Genomic DNA, 24,849 nt, shown 5'->3' with positions numbered 1-24,849 from the left:
CGCTGTGCGCACAGGTCTTCGGGTCCGTACCGCTGAACGGCACGGGACCCGCAAAAACAAAGAGATAGTCCGGCTGCCTTCCCCGACCCCGGCTAATTGTTCCCTACCGTAACCGAAACGTGATGTGCTGGCAAACACGTCTTCCGCGGCTACTTGGGCGTATGTCCCCCGGAACCGCCTTCCGCGGCCGTGTGCACGGGCCTACGCGTCGGCCCAGGATCCGTAGGCACGCACGGTGTTGGCAGCGAGGTCCGTCCCCAGCTCGGACAGATCCGCACCCAGCCGCTCGGCCATGGAACGCACCGTATAGGGCACCATGTAGCTGGCATTCGGACGCCCGCGGTGCGGGTGGGGTGTAAGGAAAGGTGCGTCCGTTTCGACCAGGAGCAGCCGGCGGTCCGCAACCTCGAGTGCCTCGTGCAGATTTGCGGAATTCTTGAAGGTCACCGTTCCGGAGAAGGACATGTACCAGCCGTTTTCGTTGCAGATGCGTGCCAGCCCCCGGTCCCCGGAGAAGCAGTGGAAGACCACCGTGTCCGGAGCACCCTCCTCCTGCAGGAGGCGAACGACGTCGTCGTGGGCGTCACGGTCGTGGATCTGCAGTGCCAGTCCCAGTCGCTTGGCAATGTCAATGTGCCGGCGGAACGAATAATGCTGCTGCTCCCGGCCGTCTTCCCCGGTCCGGAAGTAATCCAGCCCGGTTTCCCCGATCGCCCGGATGCGCGGATGGGCGGCGAGCGCTTCGATCTCTTCGAGTGCGGGTTCCAGCGTCCCCGCCCCGGCAAGCACGGGGGCGTCGTTGGGGTGGATGGCCACCGCGCCGAGCAGGCGGGGATCGGCGTCGACGGCGGCTGCGGTGAACCTCGAGGACTCCAGATCGGTGCCTACCTGGACGGCACCGGAGACCCCCGCGGCCTCTGCCGCATCCAACGCGGCGGCGAGCGCAACCGTGAAATCCCCGGTGCCGGCGGCTGCCGGGAAGTCGAAATGCGTGTGGTTATCCATGACCGGCACCGGCAGCGGCTCGGGTGCCGGCGGATAGCCTTTGCCCTTGTGCCGGGCGGTTGCGGCGTCTTCGGCGGGCAGCTGGTAGGCCGCCGGTGTGCTTCCCGGAAGAAATCCACTTCGATTAGTCATGTTCTTAAGCCTAGGTGAGCTAGTAGCCTGAGGGAGACAAACCGCCGTCGGCCGGACCCGGCTGCGCAGGACCGTGGGCATCCACGTGCCGCAGCGGCAACCGCCGAGCATGGAAGGTGTCCATGGACGCTCCGATACCGTCTGGCGCTGCAGCGTCCCTCAAGGGTTTGCCGTCCCGGCCATCCGCCCCCACGTTCTCCTCCCCTTCCGCGGCCATCGACGCAGAATCCTTCGCCGCTGCAGCGGACGGCATCCTCGCCGCTATCAACTCGGTCATAGACGGCAAGGAAGACGCCGCCCGGCTGGTGCTGACGGTTCTGCTGGCCGAGGGGCATGTGCTGCTGGAGGATGTTCCCGGCGTCGGCAAGACGCTTCTGGCCAAGACCCTCGCCCGGTCCATTGACTGCGCTGTCAGCCGCATCCAGTTCACCCCCGATCTGCTGCCCTCGGACGTCACCGGGGTGTCCATCTACAACCAGGACAGCCACCGGTTCGAATTCCGCCAGGGTCCGGTCTTTGCGAACGTGGTGATTGCCGATGAGATCAACCGGGCCTCGGCCAAAACCCAGTCCGCCCTGCTGGAGTGCATGGAGGAACACCAGGTGACGGTCGACGGCGGCACGCACCGGCTCTCGGCGCCCTTTATGGTGGTGGCCACGCAGAACCCCATCGAGATGGAGGGGACCTATCCCCTGCCGGAAGCCCAGCGGGACAGGTTCATGGCCAAACTCTCCCTGGGCTACCCCGACGCCAGGTCGGAAGTGGACATGCTGGACCACCACCAGGCCGGCTCGCCGCTGGACAGCATTACCCCCGTGGTGGGAATCCGCGAGGCGTCGGCGATGATCGCCAGGGTGCGGGACATTTACGTTTCCGCCGCCGTCAAGGAGTACACGGTCGCCCTGGGCCGGGCCACCCGGGAACATCCCGATCTCCGTCTGGGCGCCAGTCCGCGGGCGCTGCTGCAGCTGCTGCGGGCGGCCAAGGCCTACGCGGCGCTGCAGGGCAGGGATTTTGTGCTGCCCGACGACATTGCGCGGCTGGCGGATTCCGTCCTCGCCCACCGTCTCCTGCTGCAGCGCAAGGCTGCCGGAACCGGGATCAACGCCTCAGCCGTCATTGCGTCCGTGATTGCCTCCGTGGCGGTCCCCCGCACAGCGGCGCCGGAGCGCCTGCGCCGCTGAGTGCCGCCCACCGTCTCCGCCGCACCGCCCAAGCGAAAGGCCACCATGGAAGCCGCCTCCTTCACGAGGTTTTTCACTCTCCGCGGCTGGGGCCTGCTGTGTGCCGGCGCGGCATCGCTGCTGGGCGCGGCGGCACTGGGACGCCGGGACCTACTGGCCCTCGCGGTCCTGTTGATCGGGCTGCCGGTCCTGGCCGCTGCGCTCCTGCGCCTGGTCAAACCCGGCTTTGACGTGGAACGGACCTTTACGCCTCCGCTGGTGGAGACGGGGACCGCGGCTACGGTGGTACTGCGGGTGCAAAGCCGGGGCGCCCCGGTGTCCGGAGCGGTGATGCGCGAGGGGCTTCCGTTCCGCTTCGGACCGAGTCCGGTGTTCCGGTTTCCCTCCGTCCACGCGGCGGGAAACAGCCGCAGCAACTATGAGTACCGCCTGCGCTCGAGCCGGCGCGGGCTCTACGGCATCGGCCCGGTGACCGCCGATGTCATGGATCCCCTGGGGCTGGCCAGGATGGTGCACACGCTCGGCGGAACCGACAGCCTGGCCGTGGCTCCGGCGCCGCTTGAACTTCCGCCGACATCATTGTTCGGATCTCTGGGCGCCGACGGCACCGCAGCGAGCAGGCGGCGCGGAACACCCAGCGAAGACGATGCCTCCACCCGGGGATACCGGCACGGAGATCCCATGCGCCGCGTGCACTGGGCCGCAACGGCCAGGCACGGTGAACTGATGGTGCGGCAGGAGGAACCGGTGACGGCGCCCACCGCTTCCATCCTGCTGGACCAGCGGCTGTCCTCCTATGCCGACGGAGCGGCGGGCACCCCGGGCAACGGTGACCTCCTGACCTCGGAAGCGTTTGAATGGGCTGTTTCGGCGGTTATCTCCTGTGCCGTGTTCTTCGCGGAAGCCGGTTACAGCGTGCGGTTCACCGATGAACTGTCACGGCCCGGGCTGGCACGTTCCCCCTCCGCGCTGGACGGCGCCGAGACCGCTTTCCGCGGCGCGGACGGGGTGCAGAACCTCGCTGAAGGGTTGGCCGCCCTGGGGCTGGAACCCTCCCCGCCGCCGTCGGCCGGGAGCCCGCCCGACGCCGCCGTGCCCTTCGCTGCACTGGACGGCTCCGGCCAGGCACCGGGACCACTGCTGGTGATCGCGGGCCGGATGACCCCCGGGGAAGCCCTCGTCCTGGCCCCGGCCTCCCGGTATGCCCGCCAGCCGCTGATTCTCCTGGTCACGGACCGGCCGTCTGCGCTGCGCCCGGTACTGGGGATCCTGCGGGAGGCCGGATGGATTGCCGCCGCCGTTCCCCCGGCCCTGCCGGTACCGGCTGCGTGGTCGCTCCTGGACGGGGACCGGCAGGCCGTCCACTCCGGCGGGGAGCCGGTATGAGCGCCCTCCTCACGCGCCCCGGAACCAGGTCAGGGCCGTCCCGAAGCGCACAGCAACCCGAGCCGGCCTCCGGCGGACGCCGCGGGGCGGCCAACGTTGCGGTAGGCGCGGCCAGTGCCCTGGCCGTACTGCTGTGTTCACTCAGCGTCCACGGAGTCATCGAAGGCTGGTCCTGGCTGCCGCGGCTGCTGTTCGCCGTTCTCGTTCCGCTGGCAGCCACGGCCGGGGCACGGCGGCTCGGGCTGCCGCAGCCGCTGGTGCCGGTGGTGGGCACGGCGGTCCTGATCTGCACTCTCGCCTGGTTGTTCGCCGCATCATCATCAATCCTGGGGTTCCTGCCCGGCCCGGGCACCGTTGCCCGGGCCGAAGCGCTGTTGTCCGAGGCACACGCCGTGGTCCTCACGGAAGTCACTCCCGTGCAGCCGCTGCCGGGCATCCTGTTCCTGTGCTGCGCCGGGATCGGGCTGGTGGCCGTCCTGACGGACACCCTCGCGGCGACCCTGCGGATGCCGGCAACGGCGGGGCTCGGGCTGTTTGCCGTCCTCATGATCCCGGCGGTGCTCAAACCCGAGAGTCTGGGCACGGGGTATTTCCTGCTCGCCGCTGCCGGGTATCTGGTGCTGCTTGCCGTCGGTGCCCGCCGGGAACAGCAGGGTCCCGGCGCACGGGTTTCCGGGCCCTGGCTGGCACGCGCCGCAGCGGTGTGTGCACCTTCCCTGGTGCTGGCGGTACTGCTGCCGTCGGTCCTGCCGGGCTTCACCGGCGGAGCCTTCCCGGAGGGCGCCAGGTTCAGCTTCCTCTCGGGTGGCACCGGGCTGAATCCCGTGGTCAGTCTGGGGAATGACCTGCGTCAGCCCGGGTCCGCGGGACGGATAACCTATGCAACCTCGTCTACAGAACCCGTGTATCTGCGGTCCACCACCCTGGAGGATTTCTCCGGCAGCCGGTGGGCTCCGGACACACGGGCAGACGAACGGCGGGAGGGCATCTCCACCATGCCGCAGGATCCCTCCGCCTCCGGGCGGGGCCAGGGCACACCGGTGGTGACGCGGATCAGCTCCCGGACCTACTCAAGTCCCTGGCTATTGGCTCCCTACTATCCGGTCGGAGTGACCGGCGCCGATGGAAACTGGTCCTGGGACCCGAAGACCATGACCGTGCTCAGTAACGACGCCGGCGGGGACGTGAAGCAGGACTACCAGGTTCAGAGTGTGTCCCCCCAGCTGACTCCCGAACAGCTGGCAGGACTCCCGCAGGCTGCCCCCAACAGCGTCGACGCTGTTTTCACGGAGCTGCCCGACGACCTTCCGGGGAACATCCGCGACGCTGCCGCAGAGGCAGTGAAGGGTGTTTCCAGCCCGTATGACAAGGCCATGGCGATTCAGAGCTATCTTCGCGGACCGGCGTTTTCCTACTCGCTGGAGGCACCGGTGCAGGGTGGTTATGACGGGAACGGCATGTCGGTCCTGTCCGAGTTCCTGGAGCGAAAGGCCGGTTACTGCGTGCATTTCGCCGCGGCCATGGCGGTGATGGCCCGGGAGGAGGGCATTCCCAGCCGGATGGCGCTTGGATACGCTCCCGGCCAGCGCACCGGCCGGACAACGGAGGGCACCGGCCCCAACGGTGAGCCGCTGCGCGAATATGAGGTTGACTCCACCGACGCCCATGCGTGGCCGGAATTGTATTTCGAAGGGGCCGGATGGATCCGCTTCGAGCCGACTCCGTCCCGGGGATCGGTGCCGGAGTATGCCCGGCAACAAACGGCAGCACCTGCCGAGACGCCTATCCGTGACGATGACGATCCGCGTATTCCCGGTCCACCGGTAACCGCACCGGCGGTCCCGCAGGAACCACCGCTGGAACCGGAAACCGTGCTGGAACCGAGCGATACGCCCGAAACCGCGTGGCTGGGGGCGCTGCTGGCAGTGCTGGCTGCAGCGGGCGCCGTCATGACGCCGTGGGCAATGCGCCGGAGACGGGCTGTGCGGCGGCGGCATGCGGCCGCCGACGGCAGGGCCGGCCCGGTCTGGGACGAGCTGGCGGACCTGGGGATCGATTACGGCTATCCCGGCCGGACCTCCGACACCCCCAGGAGCTATGCCGGCCGGCTGATCCAGGAGGCCGGGCTCTCTCCGGGCGCGGAGGAAGCCCTGACGCGTATCCGGAACTCCTTCGAGGTGGAAGCCTACGCCGGGGTCGGCAGCGGGTCCGGCGGTGGCGGGGTCGGCGGCGTCGGGCCCGGCAGCGGGGCGGCCTCTTCGTGGGCTGACCTGGAAACCGTGCAGGAGGATCTGCGCCGCGGCACGGGACTTCTTGGCCGGATCCATGCCCGGTTCCTTCCACCCTCGCTCGCCATGCGTTTCCGGCACGACTGACCCCGTCCGTGCCCGAGGTACGGAGGAACCCGGTGACGCTGCAGCATCACCGGGTTCCTTGGCACCGCCCGCCTAGCCCGCGTACGGGTCCGCGATGCCGATGTACTGCGTGTACAGGTATTCGTCGATGCCTTCGGCGCCGCCCTCGCGGCCCAGCCCGGACTGCTTAACGCCGCCGAACGGAGCGGCGGCATTAGAGACCACGCCGGCATTCAGCCCCAGCATGCCGGTTTCCAGCTTTTCCCCGATCCGCAGTCCGCGGTTGAGGTCCCTGGTGAAGACATAGGAGACCAGGCCGTACTCGGTGTTGTTGGCCAGCGCCACGGCTTCGTCTTCGCCGGAGAAGGTCACGATCGGTGCCACGGGCCCGAAGATTTCCTCCTTCAGGATCCGTGCGTCCGCGGGAACGTTCGTCAGGACCGTCGGCCGGTAGAAGTAGCCGGGGCCGTCCTCGGGTTCCCCGCCCACCAGGGCGACCGCGCCGCCGTCGAGCGCTTCGCTGACGAGGGCGTGCACCTTGTCCCGTGACTTGCCGTCAATCAGCGGGCCAATCTTGGTGTCCTCTTCCGTGCCGCGTCCGGTGGTCATGGCGCCGACGCGGGCGGCGAATTTCTCGGCGAACTCGTCGGCCACGGTGTCCTGGACGATGAACCGGTTGGCTGCGGTGCAGGCCTCGCCCATGTTCCGCAGCTTCGCGGCCATGGCACCGTCCACGGCTTTGTCCAGGTCAGCGTCCTCGAACACGATGAAGGGCGCGTTGCCGCCAAGCTCCATGGAGGTGCGCAGGACGTTCTCGGCCGCGTCGCGGATCAGGCTCTGTCCCACCGGGGTGGATCCGGTGAAGGACACCTTCCGGAGACGGGAGTCCTTCAGGATGGGGCCGGTGACGTCGCCGGCCGCGGTGGTGGACACCACGTTGAGCACACCGGCGGGCAGTCCGGCTTCCATCATGACGGCGGCGAACAGCTGGGATGTCAGAGGGGTGAGCTTGGCGGGCTTGAGCACCATGGTGCAGCCGGCCGCCACGGCAGGAGCGATCTTGCGCGTTGCCATCGCCAGCGGGAAGTTCCAGGGGGTGATCAGCAGGCATGGTCCCACCGGTTTCCGGTTCACCAGCAGGCGGGACTTGCCGTCCGGAGCGGTGCTGTAACGGCCGGAAATGCGGACCGCTTCCTCGGAGAACCAGCGCAGGAACTCCGCACCGTATGTCACCTCGCCGCGTGCCTCGGCCAGCGGCTTGCCCATTTCCAGGGTCATCAGCAGGGCAAAGTCCTCGGCGCGTTCCGTGACCAGTTCAAAGGCCCGGCGCAGGATTTCCCCGCGTTCCCGCGGCGCCGTCCGCGCCCAGCCGGCCTGGGCAGCGGCGGCCGCGTCCATGGCGAGCGCGCCGTCCCCGGCAGAGGCATCCGCGATGCTGAGCAGGGTTTTTCCGGTGGCGGGATCCTCGACGTCGAACGTGCGGCCGCCGGCGGCGTCCCGCCACTGGCCGTCAATCAACAGCCCGGTGGGGACCTGTGCCAGAAGTTCGGCTTCACGGTCTGCGGAAATACCCATGGAAAATGCCTCCAGAATTCAGCGGATCCAGCACGGGCGTGATACCCGCGGTTTCCCCTTCACCGTAGGCTCCGGGGGCAGTCCCTGTAAATGCGGTCCTGCACTGCCGCCGGCGGAAAACACTGTGCATCTGCCCAGCCCCGGCCCGGAATCCTGCCGGGACGGAAAACGTCAGCTGCGCGCTTCCAGCACCGCTGAATACAGTTCGCGCTTGCTGATCCGGGCGTCCTCGGCCACGGCGGCGACGGCGTCCTTGAGCCGGATGCCCTGCTCCAGCAGCGAGTTGACGGCGCCCACGTGGTCTGCGGCCTGTTCCGGGGCGGCATCCGGCGCGCCTTCAACCACTACGGCAATCTCTCCGCGGACGTCCCCGGCTTCGGCCCATTCCAGCAGTTCGCGCAGGGATCCCCGCAGCACCTGTTCATGCAGCTTGGTGAGCTCGCGGGCGACGGCGGCGCGCCGGCCGCTGCCGAAGGCCTCATCGAGGGCCCGCAGCATGGGTTCGAGGCGGTGCGGGGCTTCGAAGAACACCATGGTCCGCTGCTCGCCGGCCAGCTGCGCCAGCCGGGTGCTGCGCTCCCCGGATTTGCGGGGCAGGAACCCCTCAAAGCAGAACCGGTCCGTCGGCAGCCCGGAGAGGGCCAGTGCGGTCAGCACCGCGGACGGTCCGGGCGCCGCAGTGACCGTCAGGCCTTCGGCGGCTGCGGCCTCCACCAGGCGGAAACCGGGATCGGACACCGCCGGCATGCCGGCGTCGGTGACCATCAGGAGGGTGGCGCCGCCGCGGACCATTTCCAGCAGATCCGCCGTGCGGGAGGCCTCATTGTGTTCGTGGTAGCTGATGATCCGGCCCCGCGTGGTGATGCCCAGGGCGGTGACCAGCCGGTGCAGCCGCCGGGTGTCCTCCGCGGCAATGATGTCGGCGCTTTCCAGCAGTCCGATCAGCCGGTTGGTCGCGTCCCCCATGTTGCCGATGGGTGTTGCCGCCAGGACAATCTGTCCCGGCCCCGCGGCGTCGTTGGTTGGAGTGCCTGTCTTAGTGCTGGTTAGCTTGCTCGAGTCCACCCTTCAACCCTACGCGACAGGCTATAGAGTGGTGCGCGTGAGTCTCTCCGGTTCCTCGACGACGCGCCGCGAGGCACCGGCCCCGGTCGAGTCCCCCCAGCATGCTTTCACCTTCGAAGCGCTGCGGGAGCGCCTGCTGGGCAGTGCCCTGGTTCCGCTGGGAGCGGCGGGATGGATCCTGCCGCTGGTGATGGCGGTGCTGGGCGGGGTGCTGCGTTTCACCCGGCTGGGCGAGCCCGGGTCCCTGATTTTTGACGAGACCTACTACGTCAAGGACGCCTATTCCCTGCTGCAGTCCGGGTATGAACGGGCCTGGCCCGAGGACGCCAACGAGTCCTTTACTGCCGGCCAGCCCCAGGTGCTGCTCAATGAGCCCGAGTATGTGGTGCATCCCCCCGTGGGCAAGTGGATGATCGCCTTGGGCATGGCACTCTTCGGCTCGGACAATTCCTTCGGCTGGCGCTTCGGCGCGGCACTGACCGGCACCGTCACGATCCTGCTGCTGGGGCTCATTGCCGCCCGGCTGTTCTCCTCGGCTCCCCTGGGCGGCCTCGCCGGCCTGTTCCTGGCCGTGGACGGGCACCATCTGGTCCATTCCCGCACCTCCCTGCTGGATGTCTTCCTCACGTTTTGGATTGTCGCCGCGTTCGGCGCCCTGCTGCTGGACCGCAGGGACGGCAGGCTTCGGCTGGCACGGGCACTGGCCCGTGCCACCGATTCCGGCGGCCGGATCTCTGCGGGCAGCGGGCCGCTGGTGTACGGACCATGGCTGCTGTGGCGTCCGTGGCGGCTGGCAGCGGGTGTCTGCCTCGGCCTGGCCGTGGGCACCAAATGGTCCGCGCTGGCCTTCGTCGCCGTCTTCGGCCTGATGACGGTCCTGTGGGACGTCAGCGCCAGGCGCGTGGCCGGCGTCGTGCAGTGGGAGGCCGCCCTGCTCCGCGACGGCATTCCGGCGTTCCTGACCCTCATCCCGGCTGCGCTGATTACCTACACGGCCAGTTGGAGCGGCTGGCTGCTCTCCGATGATGCGTACAACCGGCAGTGGGCGGCGCAGAACCCGGAGGAAGGGTGGAGCTGGCTGCCGGCCCCGCTGCGTTCCCTCGCCGAATACCACCGCAGCGCATACGCGTTCCATAACGGGCTCTCGTCGGAGCACAGTTACTCGGCTTCCGCCTGGACCTGGCTGTTCATGGGCCGGCCCACCTCGTTTTTCTACGAGAGCGCGGAAAACGGCGAGGGCGGCTGTGCCGCTGACAGCTGCTCGACGGCAATTACCTCGGTGGGCAACCCGCTCATCTGGTGGGCGGCGGCCCTCGCGCTGTTGGTGGTGCTCTTCTACTGGGCGGGCCGGCGTGACTGGCGTGCCGGTGCCGTGCTGTCCGGAGTGGCTGCCGGATACCTGCCCTGGTTCGCCTATCCTGAACGGACCACGTTCTTCTTCTATTCGGTGTCCTTCGAACCGTTCCTCGTGCTCGCGCTGGTCTACGTTCTCGGGCTGGTCCTGGGCCGCCCAGGGGACAGCCCGCAGCGGCGGCGGACCGGAATTGTCGTGGTTTGCTGCTTCGCCGCCGGGGTCCTGGCCCTCTCGGCATTTTTCCTGCCGGTCTGGACGGCGGAAACCATCCCGTATTCTGACTGGCGGCTGCGTATGTGGATGCCCAGCTGGATTTAGTCTCATTACCCATGTGCCCACGGCACAGAAAGAGAGGACGAAGTGCGCGAATCCGCCACCGACCTCCTGGTTAGCCTTCCCGAAGATTCGAACATCACGGATCTGCTGCTCCAGATGCATCGTCAAGACCCTTCCCGTGTCCTCTACGCGGTCAAGAACGGCAGCAGCTGGGACGACGTCACCGCCGCCCGGTTCCTGCAGGAAGTCACCCGGCTGGCCAAGGGCCTGATCGGGTCCGGCGTCCGCCCGGGAGACACCGTTGCCGTCATGTCCCGGACCTCCTACGAATGGACCGTGGCGGACATGGCCAACTGGTTCGCCGGCGCCGTCACCGTCCCCATCTATGAAACGTCCTCACCGTCCCAGGTGGAGTGGATCCTCGAAGACTCCGGCGCCCGGCACGTGTTTGTCGAGGATGAGCGCAAAGCCGGCATCGTGCTGACCGCCGCCTCCGCCCTTGAAGGGGAGATTTCCATCTGGCTGATGAACGACGGCGACGGCGCCGATACGTTCACCGCCCTTGCCGCCGCCGGCACAGGTGTCAGTGACGACACGCTGGAGGCAGCCCGCAGCACCGCGAAGCTCAGTGACACTGCCTCGATGGTGTACACCTCAGGCACCACCGGACGGCCCAAGGGCTGCGAAATCACGCACGGAAACTTCGCCCTCTTCGGCGTCAACATCCGTGAGGTGCTGCCGGAGATGCTTAAGGCTCCGAACCCCAGCACGCTGATGTTCCTGCCGCTGGCCCACGTGCTCGCCCGCGCCGTCCAGGTCGGCTGCCTGCATGCCGGGGTCAAGGTGGGCCACTCGGGCAGCGCCTCGGATCTGATGGCGGACCTGAAATCCTTCTCCCCCACCTTCCTGCTGGCCGTGCCGCGGATCTTTGAAAAAATCTACAGCGGGGCTCAGGCCACCGCCGAGGCCGCCGGCAAGGGGAAGGCCTTTACGGCCGCCGCCGCCACCGCCGTCGCCTATTCCGAAGCCCGGGATTCCGCCGCCCGCGGCGGCCGGGGCCCGTCGGTGGCGCTGACGCTGAAGCACACCCTGTTCGAGCGGCTCTTCTATCCGAAGGTGCGCGCCGTCCTGGGCGGAAACGCAAGATTCGCCATCTCCGGAGCCAGTGCCCTGAGCCCGATGCTGGCGCACTTCTTCCGCGGCTGCGGCGTCACCGTGCTGGAGGGCTACGGCCTGACGGAGACCACCGCCCCGGCGAGCGTCAACCAGGTGTCTCGCACCCGCGTGGGCTCGGTTGGCCTGCCCATGCCGGGCACCACCATCCGGATTGCCGACGACGGCGAGGTCCTGGTCCGCGGGGCCGTGGTCTTCAAGGGTTACCACCGCAATCCCGAGGCAACCGCCGAGGCCTTCACCGACGGGTGGTTCAAGACCGGCGACGTCGGGGACCTCGACGATGCCGGCTTCCTGCGCATCACCGGCCGCAAGAAGGACCTGCTGGTCACCGCCGGCGGCAAGAACGTGGCACCGGGTCCGCTGGAGGAAAAGATCCGCGAGAACCGTCTGGTCTCACAGGCCATTGTGGTGGGCGAAGGGCGCCCGTTTGTGTCCGCACTGATCACCCTGGATGACGAGGCCCTCGAGGCGTGGAGCCGTGAGAACGGCGCCCCGGACGGCATCCCCGCCGATGATCCCCGGGTGCAGCAGCTGCTGCAGGAATCCGTTGACGCCGCCAACGCCACGGTGTCCCGGGCCGAGCAGATCCGCAAGTTCAGCGTGCTGCCCAAGGATTTCACCCTGGAATCCGGCCATCTCACGGCCACGCTGAAACTGCGCCGCAATGCAGTGATTGCGGACTACTCCGACGTAGTGGAAAAGCTCTACGCAAAGTAGGCCGGCCGCACCGCAGTTGGAAAAATCCCCCGTACCGATGCCGGTACGGGGGATTTATTCTTCCTGCAGAATCCCGGAGCAGGATTCCTAGAGTGCTTCGAGGGATTGTGCGTAGCGGCGGCGGGCATCCTCGCGCGCCTTGCGTACGCGTTCCCGCCGTGCCCGGGTGGGCCAGCAGCACACCAGGACCACGATGCAGGTCAGCAGCACCAGGGCGGCAATGGTGATCCCGGCGTCCATCCAGAACTGGGACGGGAAAAGCCGGATCAGCGTGTCGTCCAAGCGGAACGTCCAGTTGCCGTTCGCGAAGAAAATGGTGTGCACCTGGGTGAAGAACTGTTCCCAGCCCAGGACCGCAAGGACCACGAGAACGGCCATCAGCACCAGCGTCACCACCGCGCCGGAGAACAGCGAACGGCGGATCCCGCCCGGGCTGCGGCGGCGCAGGTAAAGCGCTGCAACGAGGCTGAGGACGGCCATCACGGTTGCAGCGACGAAGGCCACCGTCAGCACCGTCTTGACGTCCGCCATGTGGCTGACTTCGCTGCTGAGATAGAGCGGCTGCCCGCCGTCTCCGACCAGATCCCCCAGGTAGCGCGAGCCGCTCCAGTTGAGCAGGTAGTCCATGGCATACGAGCCGTAGGTCATCCGGTCATCGGTGGAAAAACCGAAGCTGTCTGACGGGAAACCGGGACGGTGGTACTCGACCCAGAGGAACAACGGGGTCGCCACGGCGCGGATGGCGGCGGCAATCACCATGATCGGGAAGAAGACGGCGATCATCACCTGGAGAACGCGGGCCAGGACGGGTTTTCCGGCCGCTGCTTTTTCCCGTTCCCGGGCACGCCGCTGGGCTTCCGCCTCCGACAGTGCAGGGTCGGCGTCGCCGTCGGCGTAGTCCGCCTCGTTCTTGCCGCGCCCGGTGCCGGTGCCGCGTACGCGGGAACTGGAGCCGGCTGCGACAGGGGCGGCCACGACGGGGGTGAGGGCGGTGCGGGCGGGCTCCGGGGCCTCCCCCGCCGTTTCCCCGGCGGCGTTGTCCTGCTCGGCGGAGGCGTCCGCGGCGGGAGCGCCTCGGTCGCTGGAATCCTCATCGCCGTCCTCCGCGCCGGAGGAATAGGCGCTCAGGTCCGGCAGGGTGCTGGCAGGGCGCATCGGCAGATGGCTGCGCTGGGCGACCGACGGGTGCCCGCCCGGGACAGTTCCCGGGATGCCGGTGGTGTCTGCTGGATCTGCGGTCCCGGAATGTCCGGATCCGGTGTCGGGCAGGGGGGACGCGGGTGCGGACGCGTCAGGATCCGCCGGGTCCTCCGGGTCCTCCGGCCGGCTGTCGGCGGCCGCGTGTTCGACGGCGTCGTGTTCGGCGGCGGAGTGTTCGGCCACGTCAGGTTCGGCGGCGTCGGGCGCGCCGGTTACCGCGTCGCGGCCGGGTCCTTCAACAACGTCGGGGTCTTCAGCAACGTCGGGGTCTTCAGCAACATCACGTTCTTCGACCGCGTCGGGCACCTCGGCTGCGTCACCGGCAGGGTCTTCAACAGCGTGGGGCTCTTCGACAGCGTGCGGGGCTTCAACGGCGTCGGGCGCGTCGGCTGCCCCGTCCGTCGCCGCCGCATCCCCGGCCTGCCCGGAACCGGCGAGGGTATCGAACTCGGCGTCCCAGTCCTCGTGCCCGTCCGTGCCGGCCGGCCCGGGTGGGGTGACCTCGCGGGAGCCGTCGTTTGAGCCGGTTGCACTCTGCGGGGAGAACGCTGAAGCTTCGGTCCCGTTGGGCGGTTCCCCTCCGGCCGTCGTTCGATGCGTGGGGGTTTCGTCCTGGCTTGCCACTGCTTCCTCTTTCACTTCCCTGAACTTGCTGTCCGCTGGTCTTACCTTCGACCCTACCGGGACAGCACCGGGTCGGCTGCACCGCCACCCCGTGCTGAGCCCCTATGCGGTGCGCAGGTACGCCCCGGCGTCGCGCGCTGTCAGGTCACCGCGGTAGCCTGCCCGGTAGGCCCTGCGCCCGAGGATCAGCGTGTAGGCCCAGTACGCGGCAAACACCAGGAACCCGAGGCTGAGGCGGAGCCAAGCCGGCAGCGGGCTGGGCGTGACGAACCCCTCGACCAGCCCCGAGATGAACAGGACCACCACCAGTCCAAGGGCAACGGTCATGAGCGAGCGCCCTTCCTGCGCCACGGAGGTCGTCCGGGCACGCCGTCCGGGGGCAATGAACGCCCAGAAGATCCGCAGGCCCGCGGCACCGGCAATAAAGATGGCGGTCAGTTCCATGAACCCGTGCGGCAGGATGTAGACAAAGAAGACGTCAAGGCGGTCGTGGGCTGCCATCATGCCGGCACTGACTCCCAGGCTCACGGCGTTCTGGTAGAGCATCCAGGGCACCCACACTCCGGTGATGCCGAAAGCTACCGCCTGGACCGCAATCCAGGCGTTGTTGGTCCACACCATGCCGGAAAACGAGGCGGCGGGATTCTCGGAGTAGTAATTGACGAAGTCTTCTTCAACGTAGCGGCGGACCTCTTCGTCGGATCCCACAGCGGCCAACACGCCCGGCGTATTCACGGCCCAGATGCCGGTCAGCCACGCCACCAGGATGAACGCCGCACCTACGGCCGCGGTGAGCCACCGCACGCGGTAGAAAGCCGCGGGCAGGGAGTGGACAAAGAAGTTGGCCAGGTCCTCCATGACGTTGGACCGGCTGCCGGTGAGCCGGGTCCGTGCCCGGGACAGCCGCATGGAAAGGGAAGCGGAAAGTGTCCCTTCGGGAGCCACCGAGCGCACGATGGAAAGATGGGTGGAGGCACGCTGATAAAGCCGGAGCAGTTCGTCGGCTTCCGGGCCGCTGAGGCGGCCGCGGGCAACCAGTTCGTCCAGTCGTTTCCAGTCATCGCTGTGCACGGCAGTGAAGGCGTCAAGGTCCACGGTTACACCCTAACGGGTAGGTACAGTGGTGCCCATCACCTCGGAAGGGCATAAATGAGCAGCATTGTTACCGGCGAAGCAGTGGTCCTGGAACTGCGTCCGGCCGGCTTCGCCGCACGGATGGTCAGTGCCTTGATAGACGTCATTGTCCAGATCCTCGTGTTTGCCGCCCTGATTCTGTTGGTTGCAAGGGCCCTGGAGGAATCCGACCCGGCCCTGGCACAGGCAGTGTCGCTGAGCCTGGTGGTGCTGCTGTTTGTGGTGGTTCCTGCGTCGGTGGAAACGCTCACGCGCGGAAAGTCGCTGGGCCGCCTGGCCATGGGGCTGCGGATAGTCCGCGACGACGGCGGTTCGGTCCGCTTCCGGCACGCCATCATCCGCTCGTTCACCGCGGTTCTGGAGATCTACATGCTGGCCGGTTCGCTGGCCTTTATGGTGGCGCTGTTCAACAGCAAATCCAAACGCCTCGGGGATCTCCTGGCCGGCACCTACGCCCTCCGGGACCGGGTGGTTGCGCCGCTGCCGCAGCTGGTGGAAACACCGCCCGAGCTCGCCGGCTGGGCGGATCTCGCGGATATGGGGCGGCTGCCGGACGGGCTGGCCCGCCGCATCTCCCGGTTCCTGGCCCAGAGCGGCCGGATGACCGGTCCGGCGAGGACGGTGCTTGCCGCCGAACTTGCCGGGGAAACCACGTCCCATGTGTCCCCGCAGCCGCCGCCCGGAACGCACCCCGAGGCTTACCTCCGCGCCGTCGTCGCCGAACGCCGGGACCGCGACTACGTCCGGCTGGACCGCCAGCGGCGGCAGGCCGGTGCCCTGAGCGAGCGGCTGCACCGGATGCCGTTCGGCGACTAGCCGGGCCGGGTATCCCCCGGCCCGGGGCGGCTTAGTACCGGTAGCGCTCCGGCTTATAGGGCCCGGCTACGTCGACGCCCAGGTAGTCCGCCTGGCTCTTGGTGAGCTCCGTGAGTTCGACGCCGAGGGCTCCCAGATGCAGGCGCGCCACCTTCTCATCCAGCACCTTGGGCAGCACGTAGACCTGATTGGTGTACTCGGGGCTGCCGTCCGCCCCAACCTGCCCGTGCTTGGTGAACAGTTCAATCTGGGCGATGGTCTGGTTCGCAAAGGAATTGCTCATCACGAAGGACGGATGCCCGGTGGCGTTGCCCAGGTTCAGCAGGCGCCCCTCGGAGAGGACGATGATGCTGCGCTGCGCGTCGGTGCCTTCATCAAACACCCATTCATGGACCTGGGGCTTGATTTCGACCTTCCGGATTCCGGGAACCCGGGCCAGGCCCGCCATGTCGATCTCGTTGTCGAAGTGGCCCACATTGCCCACGATGGCCTGGTGCTTCATCGCGGCCATGTGCCGGGCCATGATGATGTCCTTGTTGCCGGTGGCGGTGATGAAGATGTCCCCGGAGTCCAGGACGGATTCCAGCGTCGCCACCTGGTATCCGTCCATGGCGGCCTGCAGGGCGCAGATGGGGTCGATCTCCGTCACGATGACCCGGGCGCCCTGCCCGCGCAGCGCCTCCGCGGCACCCTTGCCGACGTCGCCGTACCCGCAGACCACGGCCACCTTGCCGCCGATCAGGGTGTCGGTGGCCCGGTTCAGGCCGTCCGGCAGGGAGTGCCGGATGCCGTATTTGTTGTCGAATTTGGACTTGGTGACCGAGTCATTGACGTTAATGGCGGGGAACAGGAGCTTGCCCTCGGCGGCCAGCTGGTACAGGCGCAGGACGCCGGTGGTGGTTTCCTCCGTGACGCCGCGGATGCCCCGGGCGATTTCGGTCCACTTCCCGGGGTGTTCGGCGAGGCTGCGGCGCAGGCGGTCCAGGATGACGGTGAACTCGTAGGAATAGTCCTCGTCATTGTCCTGCGGATTCTCCGGGACAAATCCGGCGGCTTCGAATTCCACGCCCTTGTGCAGCAGCAGGGTGGCATCGCCGCCGTCGTCCAGGATCATGTTCGGTCCCCCGGAGCCTTCGGGCCAGGAAAGGATCTGCTCGGCGGTCCACCAATAGTCTTCGAGGGACTCGTTCTTCCAGGCGAACACGGGAACCCCTGCGGGCTCGTCGGCCGTTCCGCTGCCCACCACCACCGCCGCGGCGGCTTCATCCTGGGTGGAAAAGATGTTGCAGGAGGCCCAGCGCACCTCGGCGCCCAGGGCCGTCAGCGTCTCGATGAGCACCGCGGTCTGGACAGTCATGTGCAGGGACCCGGCGATGCGCGCGCCGGCGAGCGGCTGGCTCGGCCCGTACTCGCGCCTCAACGCCATCAGGCCGGGCATCTCGTGTTCGGCCAGGCGGATCTGGTGGCGGCCGGCAACGGCTAGGGAAAGGTCGGCTACTTTGAAGTCAATGCTCACGCTGGAATCCTTACGGGTTCACGGCGGGACCGGGCGGTTTAGCCCTCCTGCCGAGGGGCGGCGGCCTTCAGCAGAACGGGAATTCCTTCTTCCAGGCGGTACCGGACCGGGGTGCCGTCCGCACCGGGAACGGACGACACAAGCTCGTCACCGTCCTCGACGAGAGCGGATCCGGTGACGGGGCAACGCAGGACGGCGAGGAGTCCGGCTGTCAGTCTGGCCATTGATACAGCACTTCCTTGTACATCGGGTGCCGCGGTGGGCGGCACATCACAGCAAGCCTAACGCCTGGACGGCTCTGAAGGAGGTGTCGGGTTGGGGTCGCGCAGGACCTTCAGGTGCGCCTTGCGGGCTCCGGGGGTTTCGGCCGGCCGTTCCAGGGGCTGCCTGCCCTCGCGGGACGGCTCGGGCGCATCCTCCTTGGCGGCCTTCGCGGCCTGCTCGCGGACCGCATCCACAAGGGCGGAGAGCTCGTCGCGGCCCGGAGTCCGCGGACGGCCCTCCATGTTCAGGCGCACAAGCTCCCATCCCAGCGGAGCCGTGAGGCGGGCCGAGTGGTCCGCACAGAGGTCGTAGCAGTGCGGCTCCGCATAGGTTGCCAGCGGGCCAAGCACCGCGGTGGAATCGGCATATACATAGGTCAGGGTAGCGACGGCCGGATGGCTGCAGGCTGACCGGGAGCACTGGCGTAAGGATTCCACGGAGAATCACTGTACCCGCTCACCTGCCGGCACCCGCGCAGGCGCGCCGGAGCCGAGTCCGCCGGACGCCCGCGGCCGTCAGCACCGCGGTCCGCACCGCGGCTCCCCACCGGGGCTCCCCCTCCCCGTGGCGGAAAAGGGGTTCCCGGGGCCGTGCCAGCAGTTAGAGTTCTTACATGTTCCAGGGATCTTCGTTCCGGGTGCGCCTCGACAATGATGCGAGTGCCACAGCCGTTTCCTCCGATGCGCCTGTCCGCTCCTTCCGGCAGCGCCGGCGCAACCGGCACGGCCGCGGGCTGCGCGGGGACGTGATTCCGCCGCACCTGGCCGGGGCCCGTACCCGCGCCGAACGGTTCGACGAGTGGGTCCTGGAATCCGCCCAGCGGCTGGAACGGCTCTGGGGCGAACGGATCCAGGCCTACCAGTTTGTGGTGGAGGAGATTCCCCCGGGGCTGGAGGAGCTGGCACGCTCCGGCGGCCCCATTCCGCTCGGCGCAGGGACGCCCCCGGCTCCGAACCGGCCGGCGGTCATCACCGTCTACCGGCACGCGGTTGAAACGGCTGCCGGCTCGCTGCTGCCCGTGAGCGAACTGGTGCACGAGGTCATCGTGGAGCAGCTGGCGGCACTGATGGGAATGGATCCGGAAACCGTCGACCCGGCGTACGGGCGGTTCCGCCCCCTGTAACGCTCGGCAGCAGCGGCTAGTAGCCCACACCCACCTGCACGCGGCTGCCGCCCACGGTGCCGCGCGGCAGGACCATAACGCTGATTCCGGTGTCTCCCGCGGTGAGGACCTGTGCGCCGTAGACGGGGGCCCCCGTGGCACTGACCAGGACAGCGGCCGCGGACGCGCCGAGGCCCCCCGGGCGGACGGAAATGCTCGAGCCGGCGTTGAGCTGCACCGTCTTTTCCTCCAGGAGGACGCCGTCGGCGGACACCGCCGCAAGGCGTATCTCGGCGGCACCGCCCGGCGCGGCAAAGGACAGCGTGGTGTCCGCGGACGGCAGCACCGCCAGGTGCTCGCTGCCCAGGCGTTCGCCCGCGGGAGCGACGGCGAGGTCGGTGCCAACCTTGGCATCCGAGCCCCGGCTGAACACGGCCGACGCGGCCACTGCCACATCGGAGGAAATGTCGAGGGTGTAGGTACCTCCGGGCAGCGTGTCCAGCGGCAGCCGGGTGACCGTGCCGGCCGCCGCGTTGTAACTTCCGCCGCCCTCCAGGGGAACTTCGCCGTCGGCCCCGAAGACGCGGACATTCACGACGGCGTCACTGGCTCCCGGAACGGCAACCTGCAGCGACGGCGTGACGGAGGCGTAGCCGTCCTCCTTCGCCAGCCGGCGCGTGGCCTCCGGATCCTGGATGCTGACGCCGGTGACCACCTGGGCCGGGCCGGGCGCTGCCGTGGGCTGGATCAGTTCGACTCCGCCGGGGGTGAGCCCGCGCAGCTGGTTCTGTGAAATCACTGCCGCGACAGGTCCGCCGGAGCTGCGCACGCGGACGGCCAGGGATTCCTGATTGGCTGCCAGTCCGGCCAGGACCACGGACCGGGTTTCACCCGGCGCCACGGCGATGCCCCGGCTGCCCGGGCCGTCCACGGGGCCTGACGCACCGTACAACTCCAGATCGACGTCGGCCGGGGTGGAGGACGGGTTAGTCAGCTGCAGCACCGCGGAGGCGCCGACGTTGGTGCGGGCTCCGACCAGCCACAGGTCATTAGCCGGCGCCTGGCAGGCGGCGGCGGTGAGGCCGGCCAGGTCGCCGTCCGCAGCGGTATAGGTCAGGGCGGCACCGGCGGTGACCTGCAGTTCACCGTCCGGCTCCGCACTCAACAGCGACGCCGCGGAAACCGGCTGGTCACGCACGACGCCGGCGGTCCGGTCCCCGGCGAGGGGGACGCCTGTTCCGCCGCCGACGGCTTTAAGGACAGCACCGTCGGGAACGGATGACAGCTCGGCCGCCGGGGGCAGATTTCCCGCAGCGGCCAGGACGACGGCGCTCACTACGGACTTGGCCGACTTGGATTCCGGGCTGAACTCGGCATCCGTGCCGGCCACGTTGCCCGAAAGCAGGCGCGGCGGCTCCGGGCAGACGCCGGTCAGGGGCCCGGCGGGCACCTCGGCAAAGGGAACCTCGACGGCGCCGCCGGATGTTCCGACGCCCGCAACGGCTGTGCCCGCTGCCAGTGCGCCGGTGCAGGCCAGGAGCAGGATGCCCCCGGCCCAGCGCCCGGCGGTCCGTCCACGCCCGGCCTCAGCCCGTCCGGCCTCCGCCCGTCGGGTTTTCGCCCGTCGGTCCGTGCCTGTCCCGGCGGCGGAGTCCCCAACGCCGGTCCCTGACCCCTCGTCCGCGGCGGCCGGCTGCGGTTCCCCCGCCTCGCTGCCCGTCTTGTCCCTGCTCATTGCTGGCTTCCTTCCGGGGTCCGGGCTTCCCGTTGCGGGCCGGTACCGGACGGGACCGATTGATTGTGGACCAGCACCATATGCTCCGCGGACCGCGGGGCCGGGCCGGCTGCGGGCTGCGGCTCAGCCGGGACCTGCGCCTCGGGGAGTTCGCGTTTGCCGGGCAGGTGCATGGTGCGGCCTGCCGGCGTCGGCAGTGCCAGCAGCAGTGTCAGACCAAACACCAGGATCTGCAGGAACTCGAGCCAGGGCGAGGCAGCGCTGACGTAATCCACGCGCAGCTCCCCGCCGTCGGCGGGAAGTTCGAAGGCCTGCGCCCATCCCTCGTCCACGGCGGTCAGCTCCCGGCCGTCCAGGGTGGCCTGCCATCCTGCATCGGCGCGTTCGGCGAGGACAAGCCGGCGCCCCTCGGCTCCTGCCGGAAGGGACGTGCTGACGCTTTCGGCTCCGGAGGGAACCGCAGCCGCCGTGCTGCCGTCGGCATTCACAATGCGGACCCGGGCACCGATTCCGGCCGGAGCTGCCGTTTCGGTGTCGCTGAGCGGTCCGTTCACGCGCCAGAGCCATCCGGAACCGGTCTGCCCTACTGCGGACAGTCCGGGCACGGAATCCATGCGCCCGGCGAGCAGCTCCGCGGCGGTGTCGGATTCCTGCAGCACCACAAAGCCGACGCCGAGCCGCTCCAGGTCCGCCCGCGGGTCCACTCCGGTACCGGCAGTGATGACGGCAACCGCCCGGCGGAGGTCTGCGGTGGCCGGGTCATCGGCAGCCGGGCGTTCATCGCCCGGGCCGCCCTGGATGCCGCGGGCGGCGTAGATGGTGGACAGCTGTTCAAGCGTTGTGCCGCCGCGCCGCATCAGCGCGGCGGATACCTTGCCCTCGCCGTCGACGTGCAGCACCAGGCTGCGTGACTGGGTCGCATCGCTGCCGGCGTCGGCTGCGGTTGCGGGCAGGCTGCGGTCCTCGGCGGCCCGGACGGCAGACTGGGTTCCGGGCAGGATGCCGGCGGCGCTGTCCTGGGCCTGCGTCCCGGGGAAACCGCTGCCGGTGAACTGCGGGACAACCCAGAGGCCCAGGCTGGCGACGGGGCCTGCGGCCAGCACCACTCCCAGGGCGACCGCCAGGACACGGTTGCTGCGGACCATTCCGCGCCGGCGGGTTGCGGAGGGCATGTCCCCCGCGGCAGCCAGGGCGGGGCAGAGCAGCAGCAGTACGGCGGCGGAGACCAACGGACCGGTAAAGGCCGTCACCATGGCATCCGCGGCGGCCGCGGTGGCCAGGTAGGAGGCGGCGGCATTGAGCGCCAGAGCGGTGAGGACCAGCAGCCAGGTGAGGCGCGCCAAGCGGGCGGACCGCTGGCGGAACAGGGCGACGGCGGCCAGCAGCACCACGGGAGCACCGACCACGAGAGCCAGGACCAGAGGCCAGGGGCCGTCCGGAAGCAGTCCGCCGAGGGTGCCCTCCGGGTCAAAGGCCAGCGGATAGCCGAGCAGCTGCTGCCAGGCCTCGGACCGGGTGAAGGCCAGCGGCATTCCGGGATCGGACACGACGGCGCGGAGGTTCGGCGCCGCGGAAAGGACCTGCGGAACCAGGAGGGCGGCGGAGGGCAGCAGCGACCACCACAGGGTCTTTGCGCGGCGCCGCATTCCCGCCGTCAGGAAAACCACGGCGGCTACGGCCAGCAGGAAGACCAGCGGCGCTGCGGCGCTGACCGCGGCCAGGAGAAGGCCGGCGGTTGCTGCGGCGGTCCAGGACGCGGTTCCGGCGGGCGGGGTTCTCCTCCGCGGAGCACCTGCACCCACGGCGCGGGCCATGGCCAGCACGGTCAGGGGAAGAAGGATATGGACCAGCAGTGCTCCGAGCCGTCCGCTGCCCAGAGCCACCTGGAACGCGGGGACGGACGCCCAGAACATCGCTGCCCAGAAACGCAGCCAGCGGTTTGCGGTGAAGGCACCGGCCGCCCACCAGGCGCTCAGCCCGGCCAGGGGCAGTGCCAGCAGCAGCAGGACCAGTACGGCCGCGTTGCCGTTGCCCAATCCGGCGATGGCCAACAGGGAGAGCACATAGTTGAACGGGTCACCGTGGGCGGGGGCACCCGAACCGAGCTGTGCCCACCAGCCGGTTGCGGCCGCCCAGATGTCCTTGATGCCCTGTCCCAGCGGCAGCAGCCCCCCGCCGGCCGCGGCAGGGGCACCGATGAGCCGGTGCAGTCCTGCGAGCGAAAAAGCCGTCAGCAGCAGGGCCGCCGCGAGGGCCCCGACCCCCGCCCCGGTCCGGTCCGGTCCATCCAGTGCGGCAAAGTCGTCCGTGGTGTCGCCGCTGGGGACGTATTCCGCGCCCGCCGGTTCGGCTGTCCCCGGGACGGAATCCCGGGACTGTGTCCGCCGGTGCTCCCGCACGTCCCTGCTGCTGCTGCGCAGGGTATGCACCGCACTGCGGGGGCGCCGCCGGCTGGCCGCGGCACGCCGCCTGGAGCGGTACAGGTCCACCGGACGCAGGACCGCGGTGGTGCTGGTGAGCAGCGAGGCAACGGCATATCCGGGGTCCTTGGCCAGCATTCCGAGGAAGAAACGGCCGATGCCGCCCAGCACCGCGCCGACGGCCAGGAACGGGACCTGCCAGAGGGGTGCGTGCTTGAGGCGCAGGAAGATCTCCGCCCGCCGTGCGGCGGACGCGGAAGTGGCCGGGGTGGAACGGTAGCCGGCGTGGCGCAGGCGTGCAGCCGGAACCACCACCACACGGTTTCCGGCCAGCCGGTTCCGCCAGCAGAGGTCCACGTCGTCTCCGCTTCCGGGCAGGGCAGGATCGAAGCCGCCCAGCAGGTCCCAGGCATCACGGCGGACCAGCATGCCGGCGGAGTTCACGGCAAAGATGTCGCTGCGGGAATCGTACTGACCCTGATCCAGCTCATCGGCGTCGATCAGCGTGAGCCTTTCGGCCCATTTGCTGATGCTGACGCCTACGTCCACCAGGAGCCGCTCATTGGTCCATTCCACCTGCTTGGCACCGGCAATGGTCACCGAGGGCGCCCGCTCAACGGCGAGGAGCAGCTCGTGCAGCGCCTCGGGATCCGGAGCCGAGTCGTCGTGGAGCAGCCAGATCCACTCCTGGGCGGTTCCGGGGCCGTCGCCGGAGGGTGCGTCACCGGCAGGGGCGTTCCCCGCAGGGCGCCTGCCGGCGGGAAGTTCGGCGAGTCCGGCCTTCACGGCGGCGCCAAAGCCGCTTTTCGCCGGTACCGCGATGACCGGGCTGCCCACCGGCAGCCCCAGCTGCAGCAGTGAGGCGCTGGCATCAGTGGATCCGGCATCAACGCCTATGCAGAAGTCCGGCGGCCGGGTCTGGGCCGCCAGCGCGGAAAGGGTCTCAGGCAGGTAGGCGGCGCCGTTGTGGGCCACGACCACCGCACAGACATGGACTTGCGAATGAATTAGACTGCCTGCTTCCGAAGCCGGCGGCGTTCGCGCTCGGACAGTCCGCCCCAGATCCCGAACCTCTCGTCATTGGCCAGCGCATACTCCAGGCACTGCGAGCGGACATTGCAGGCCGCGCAGACCTTTTTGGCATCCCGGGTGGAGCCGCCCTTTTCAGGGAAGAACGCTTCGGGGTCGGTCTGGGCGCAGAGGGCGTCCGCCTGCCACCCCAGTTCGCCTTCGTCGGCGTAATCCTGGCCCAGGCCCGGCAGCCCGATCCAGACCGGCCGGCTTTCAGACTCGGCCGGAGCCTGGAACAGGGAGACGGGCGGATCCAGCATGAGGTCATCGTCGGCGGGGGCAGCCGCCAGGGCCTCATGGGCGGCGAGGAACACGGTGGCCTGGTCCTCGAGGGAACCGGCGGTTTCCCTGCGGTAACGCTCGGCGGCAGCCGGGTCTGCAGGGTCCACATACCAGTCGACGGGCACACCCCTTGAGCCGTAACTGGCCGAAGCCTGCTCGGCAATGGCGGTACTGTCCTGTGCTTCTTCTGCCTGCCCCATGGAGTCCTCCCGGTGTTGCTGCTCCAGCGGCCGCTGTGTGGTGGAGCCTGCGGAGCCTGGGCCCGGCGGGTTCTGCCATGTGGCTGGAACAAATCCGATACCTAATTACACGCGTGTAATACGGCCCCGTCAAGCTGTTCAGGCATCCTATAGAGTTCAATCGTCGGATGCGGGGAACGCCACGCCCGGGATTCTCTCGATTTGCCCGGCGAGTCGCACGTCACACGAGGTTTACAGGGCTCATCGAAACCGGAAGTCCGG

General features: G+C 68.8%; 18 protein-coding genes. 7 read left to right on the top strand and 11 right to left on the bottom strand.

Going from position 1 to position 24,849, the window contains the following annotated elements; all coding sequences use genetic code 11:
• Positions 1 to 201: 201 nt before the first annotated feature.
• Entirely contained in the window at positions 202 to 1,137 is a 936-nt protein-coding gene (locus tag GD627_RS13135) for a TatD family hydrolase (RefSeq protein ID WP_146363608.1), read from the bottom strand.
• A 122-nt stretch (positions 1,138 to 1,259) separates the two neighbouring features.
• Between GD627_RS13135 and GD627_RS13130 the strand changes: the two genes are divergently transcribed.
• From GD627_RS13130 to GD627_RS13120, 3 genes are read left to right on the top strand one after another with little or no spacing between them, the layout of a single operon-like run.
• Entirely contained in the window at positions 1,260 to 2,321 is a 1,062-nt protein-coding gene (locus GD627_RS13130) for an AAA family ATPase (protein WP_152272866.1), read from the top strand.
• Positions 2,322 to 3,707, top strand: a complete 1,386-nt coding sequence (locus tag GD627_RS13125) for a DUF58 domain-containing protein (RefSeq protein WP_152272865.1) — start codon at positions 2,322 to 2,324, stop codon at positions 3,705 to 3,707. It abuts the gene before it with no gap.
• Positions 3,704 to 6,082: a transglutaminase TgpA family protein gene (locus tag GD627_RS13120; protein ID WP_194266051.1), complete on the top strand. Its 2,379-nt coding sequence runs from the start codon at positions 3,704 to 3,706 to the stop codon at positions 6,080 to 6,082. Before GD627_RS13125 ends, GD627_RS13120 begins: the two co-directional genes overlap by 4 nt.
• A gap of 72 nt (positions 6,083 to 6,154) precedes the next feature.
• On the opposite strand, the gene GD627_RS13115 is transcribed toward GD627_RS13120, so the two are convergent.
• Positions 6,155 to 7,636: an NAD-dependent succinate-semialdehyde dehydrogenase gene (locus GD627_RS13115; RefSeq protein ID WP_152272863.1), complete on the bottom strand. Its 1,482-nt coding sequence runs from the start codon at positions 7,634 to 7,636 to the stop codon at positions 6,155 to 6,157.
• Positions 7,637 to 7,807: 171 nt separating this feature from the next.
• On the bottom strand, positions 7,808 to 8,632 hold the full coding sequence (rsmI, locus tag GD627_RS13110) for a 16S rRNA (cytidine(1402)-2'-O)-methyltransferase (protein WP_425481929.1): 825 nt from the start codon (positions 8,630 to 8,632) through the stop codon (positions 7,808 to 7,810).
• Positions 8,633 to 8,891: 259 nt separating this feature from the next.
• Here rsmI and GD627_RS13105 point away from each other — a divergent pair, with 259 nt between their 5' ends.
• Together GD627_RS13105 and GD627_RS13100 are read left to right on the top strand one after the other, a co-directional pair.
• Positions 8,892 to 10,373: a dolichyl-phosphate-mannose--protein mannosyltransferase gene (locus GD627_RS13105; protein WP_246165533.1), complete on the top strand. Its 1,482-nt coding sequence runs from the start codon at positions 8,892 to 8,894 to the stop codon at positions 10,371 to 10,373.
• Positions 10,374 to 10,415: 42 nt separating this feature from the next.
• Positions 10,416 to 12,224, top strand: a complete 1,809-nt coding sequence (locus tag GD627_RS13100; protein WP_152272860.1) for an AMP-dependent synthetase/ligase — start codon at positions 10,416 to 10,418, stop codon at positions 12,222 to 12,224.
• 87 nt (positions 12,225 to 12,311) lie between these two features.
• Here GD627_RS13100 and GD627_RS16985 read toward each other — a convergent pair whose 3' ends face one another.
• Together GD627_RS16985 and GD627_RS13090 are read right to left on the bottom strand one after the other, a co-directional pair.
• Complete coding sequence (locus tag GD627_RS16985; RefSeq protein WP_343032397.1) at positions 12,312 to 14,048, bottom strand: TIGR01906 family membrane protein; 1,737 nt, start codon at positions 14,046 to 14,048, stop codon at positions 12,312 to 12,314.
• 102 nt (positions 14,049 to 14,150) lie between these two features.
• The gene (locus GD627_RS13090) at positions 14,151 to 15,143 is read right to left on the bottom strand and encodes a stage II sporulation protein M (RefSeq protein ID WP_152272859.1); all 993 of its coding nucleotides are present in this window, start codon (positions 15,141 to 15,143) and stop codon (positions 14,151 to 14,153) included.
• Positions 15,144 to 15,197: 54 nt separating this feature from the next.
• Here GD627_RS13090 and GD627_RS13085 point away from each other — a divergent pair, with 54 nt between their 5' ends.
• The gene (locus tag GD627_RS13085) at positions 15,198 to 15,998 is read left to right on the top strand and encodes an RDD family protein (RefSeq protein WP_152272858.1); all 801 of its coding nucleotides are present in this window, start codon (positions 15,198 to 15,200) and stop codon (positions 15,996 to 15,998) included.
• A gap of 31 nt (positions 15,999 to 16,029) precedes the next feature.
• Here the strand turns inward: GD627_RS13085 and ahcY are convergent, their stop codons facing one another.
• The 3 genes from ahcY to GD627_RS13070 are packed head-to-tail and all read right to left on the bottom strand — an operon-like array spanning position 16,030 to position 18,215.
• Entirely contained in the window at positions 16,030 to 17,514 is a 1,485-nt protein-coding gene (gene ahcY, locus GD627_RS13080) for an adenosylhomocysteinase (protein ID WP_152272857.1), read from the bottom strand.
• Between the two features lie 38 nt (positions 17,515 to 17,552).
• On the bottom strand, positions 17,553 to 17,738 hold the full coding sequence (locus GD627_RS13075) for a Trm112 family protein (RefSeq protein ID WP_152272856.1): 186 nt from the start codon (positions 17,736 to 17,738) through the stop codon (positions 17,553 to 17,555).
• Between the two features lie 57 nt (positions 17,739 to 17,795).
• Positions 17,796 to 18,215 (bottom strand): DUF3499 domain-containing protein, encoded by a 420-nt coding sequence (locus tag GD627_RS13070; protein ID WP_152272855.1) that lies wholly within the window; start codon positions 18,213 to 18,215, stop codon positions 17,796 to 17,798.
• A 176-nt stretch (positions 18,216 to 18,391) separates the two neighbouring features.
• Between GD627_RS13070 and GD627_RS13065 the strand changes: the two genes are divergently transcribed.
• On the top strand, positions 18,392 to 18,901 hold the full coding sequence (locus GD627_RS13065) for a metallopeptidase family protein (protein WP_146363632.1): 510 nt from the start codon (positions 18,392 to 18,394) through the stop codon (positions 18,899 to 18,901).
• Positions 18,902 to 18,917: 16 nt separating this feature from the next.
• Here the strand turns inward: GD627_RS13065 and GD627_RS13060 are convergent, their stop codons facing one another.
• Genes GD627_RS13060 through GD627_RS16870 form a run of 3 tightly spaced genes read right to left on the bottom strand, consistent with a single transcriptional unit; the run spans position 18,918 to position 24,588 of the window.
• Positions 18,918 to 20,615, bottom strand: a complete 1,698-nt coding sequence (locus GD627_RS13060; protein ID WP_152272854.1) for a DUF5719 family protein — start codon at positions 20,613 to 20,615, stop codon at positions 18,918 to 18,920.
• The gene (locus GD627_RS13055) at positions 20,612 to 24,016 is read right to left on the bottom strand and encodes a glycosyltransferase (protein ID WP_281349999.1); all 3,405 of its coding nucleotides are present in this window, start codon (positions 24,014 to 24,016) and stop codon (positions 20,612 to 20,614) included. The genes GD627_RS13060 and GD627_RS13055 overlap by 4 nt, the downstream gene beginning before the upstream one ends.
• A 26-nt stretch (positions 24,017 to 24,042) precedes the next feature.
• Positions 24,043 to 24,588 (bottom strand): WhiB family transcriptional regulator, encoded by a 546-nt coding sequence (locus GD627_RS16870; protein WP_146363639.1) that lies wholly within the window; start codon positions 24,586 to 24,588, stop codon positions 24,043 to 24,045.
• Positions 24,589 to 24,849 lie beyond the last annotated feature (261 nt).

The organism is Arthrobacter yangruifuii (genome assembly GCF_009192775.1).
GTDB lineage: Bacteria > Actinomycetota > Actinomycetes > Actinomycetales > Micrococcaceae > Arthrobacter_B > Arthrobacter_B yangruifuii.
Note: the sequence above shows the minus strand (reverse complement) of the source record. Positions and strands in the feature narration are given on the sequence as shown.

Bases quoted from the DNA above. Each gene is read 5' to 3' on its own strand.
- GD627_RS13120 (WP_194266051.1), top strand. From the start codon at position 3,704: ATGAGCGCCCTCCTCACGCGCCCCGGAACCAGGTCAGGGCCGTCCCGA.
- GD627_RS13130 (WP_152272866.1), top strand. From the start codon at position 1,260: ATGGACGCTCCGATACCGTCTGGCGCTGCAGCGTCCCTCAAGGGTTTG.
- GD627_RS13065 (WP_146363632.1), top strand. From the start codon at position 18,392: ATGTTCCAGGGATCTTCGTTCCGGGTGCGCCTCGACAATGATGCGAGT.
- GD627_RS16870 (WP_146363639.1), bottom strand. From the start codon at position 24,588: ATGGGGCAGGCAGAAGAAGCACAGGACAGTACCGCCATTGCCGAGCAG.
- GD627_RS13135 (WP_146363608.1), bottom strand. From the start codon at position 1,137: ATGACTAATCGAAGTGGATTTCTTCCGGGAAGCACACCGGCGGCCTAC.
- GD627_RS13085 (WP_152272858.1), top strand. From the start codon at position 15,198: ATGAGCAGCATTGTTACCGGCGAAGCAGTGGTCCTGGAACTGCGTCCG.
- GD627_RS13075 (WP_152272856.1), bottom strand. From the start codon at position 17,738: ATGGCCAGACTGACAGCCGGACTCCTCGCCGTCCTGCGTTGCCCCGTC.
- GD627_RS13105 (WP_246165533.1), top strand. From the start codon at position 8,892: ATGGCGGTGCTGGGCGGGGTGCTGCGTTTCACCCGGCTGGGCGAGCCC.
- GD627_RS13060 (WP_152272854.1), bottom strand. From the start codon at position 20,615: ATGAGCAGGGACAAGACGGGCAGCGAGGCGGGGGAACCGCAGCCGGCC.
- GD627_RS13115 (WP_152272863.1), bottom strand. From the start codon at position 7,636: ATGGGTATTTCCGCAGACCGTGAAGCCGAACTTCTGGCACAGGTCCCC.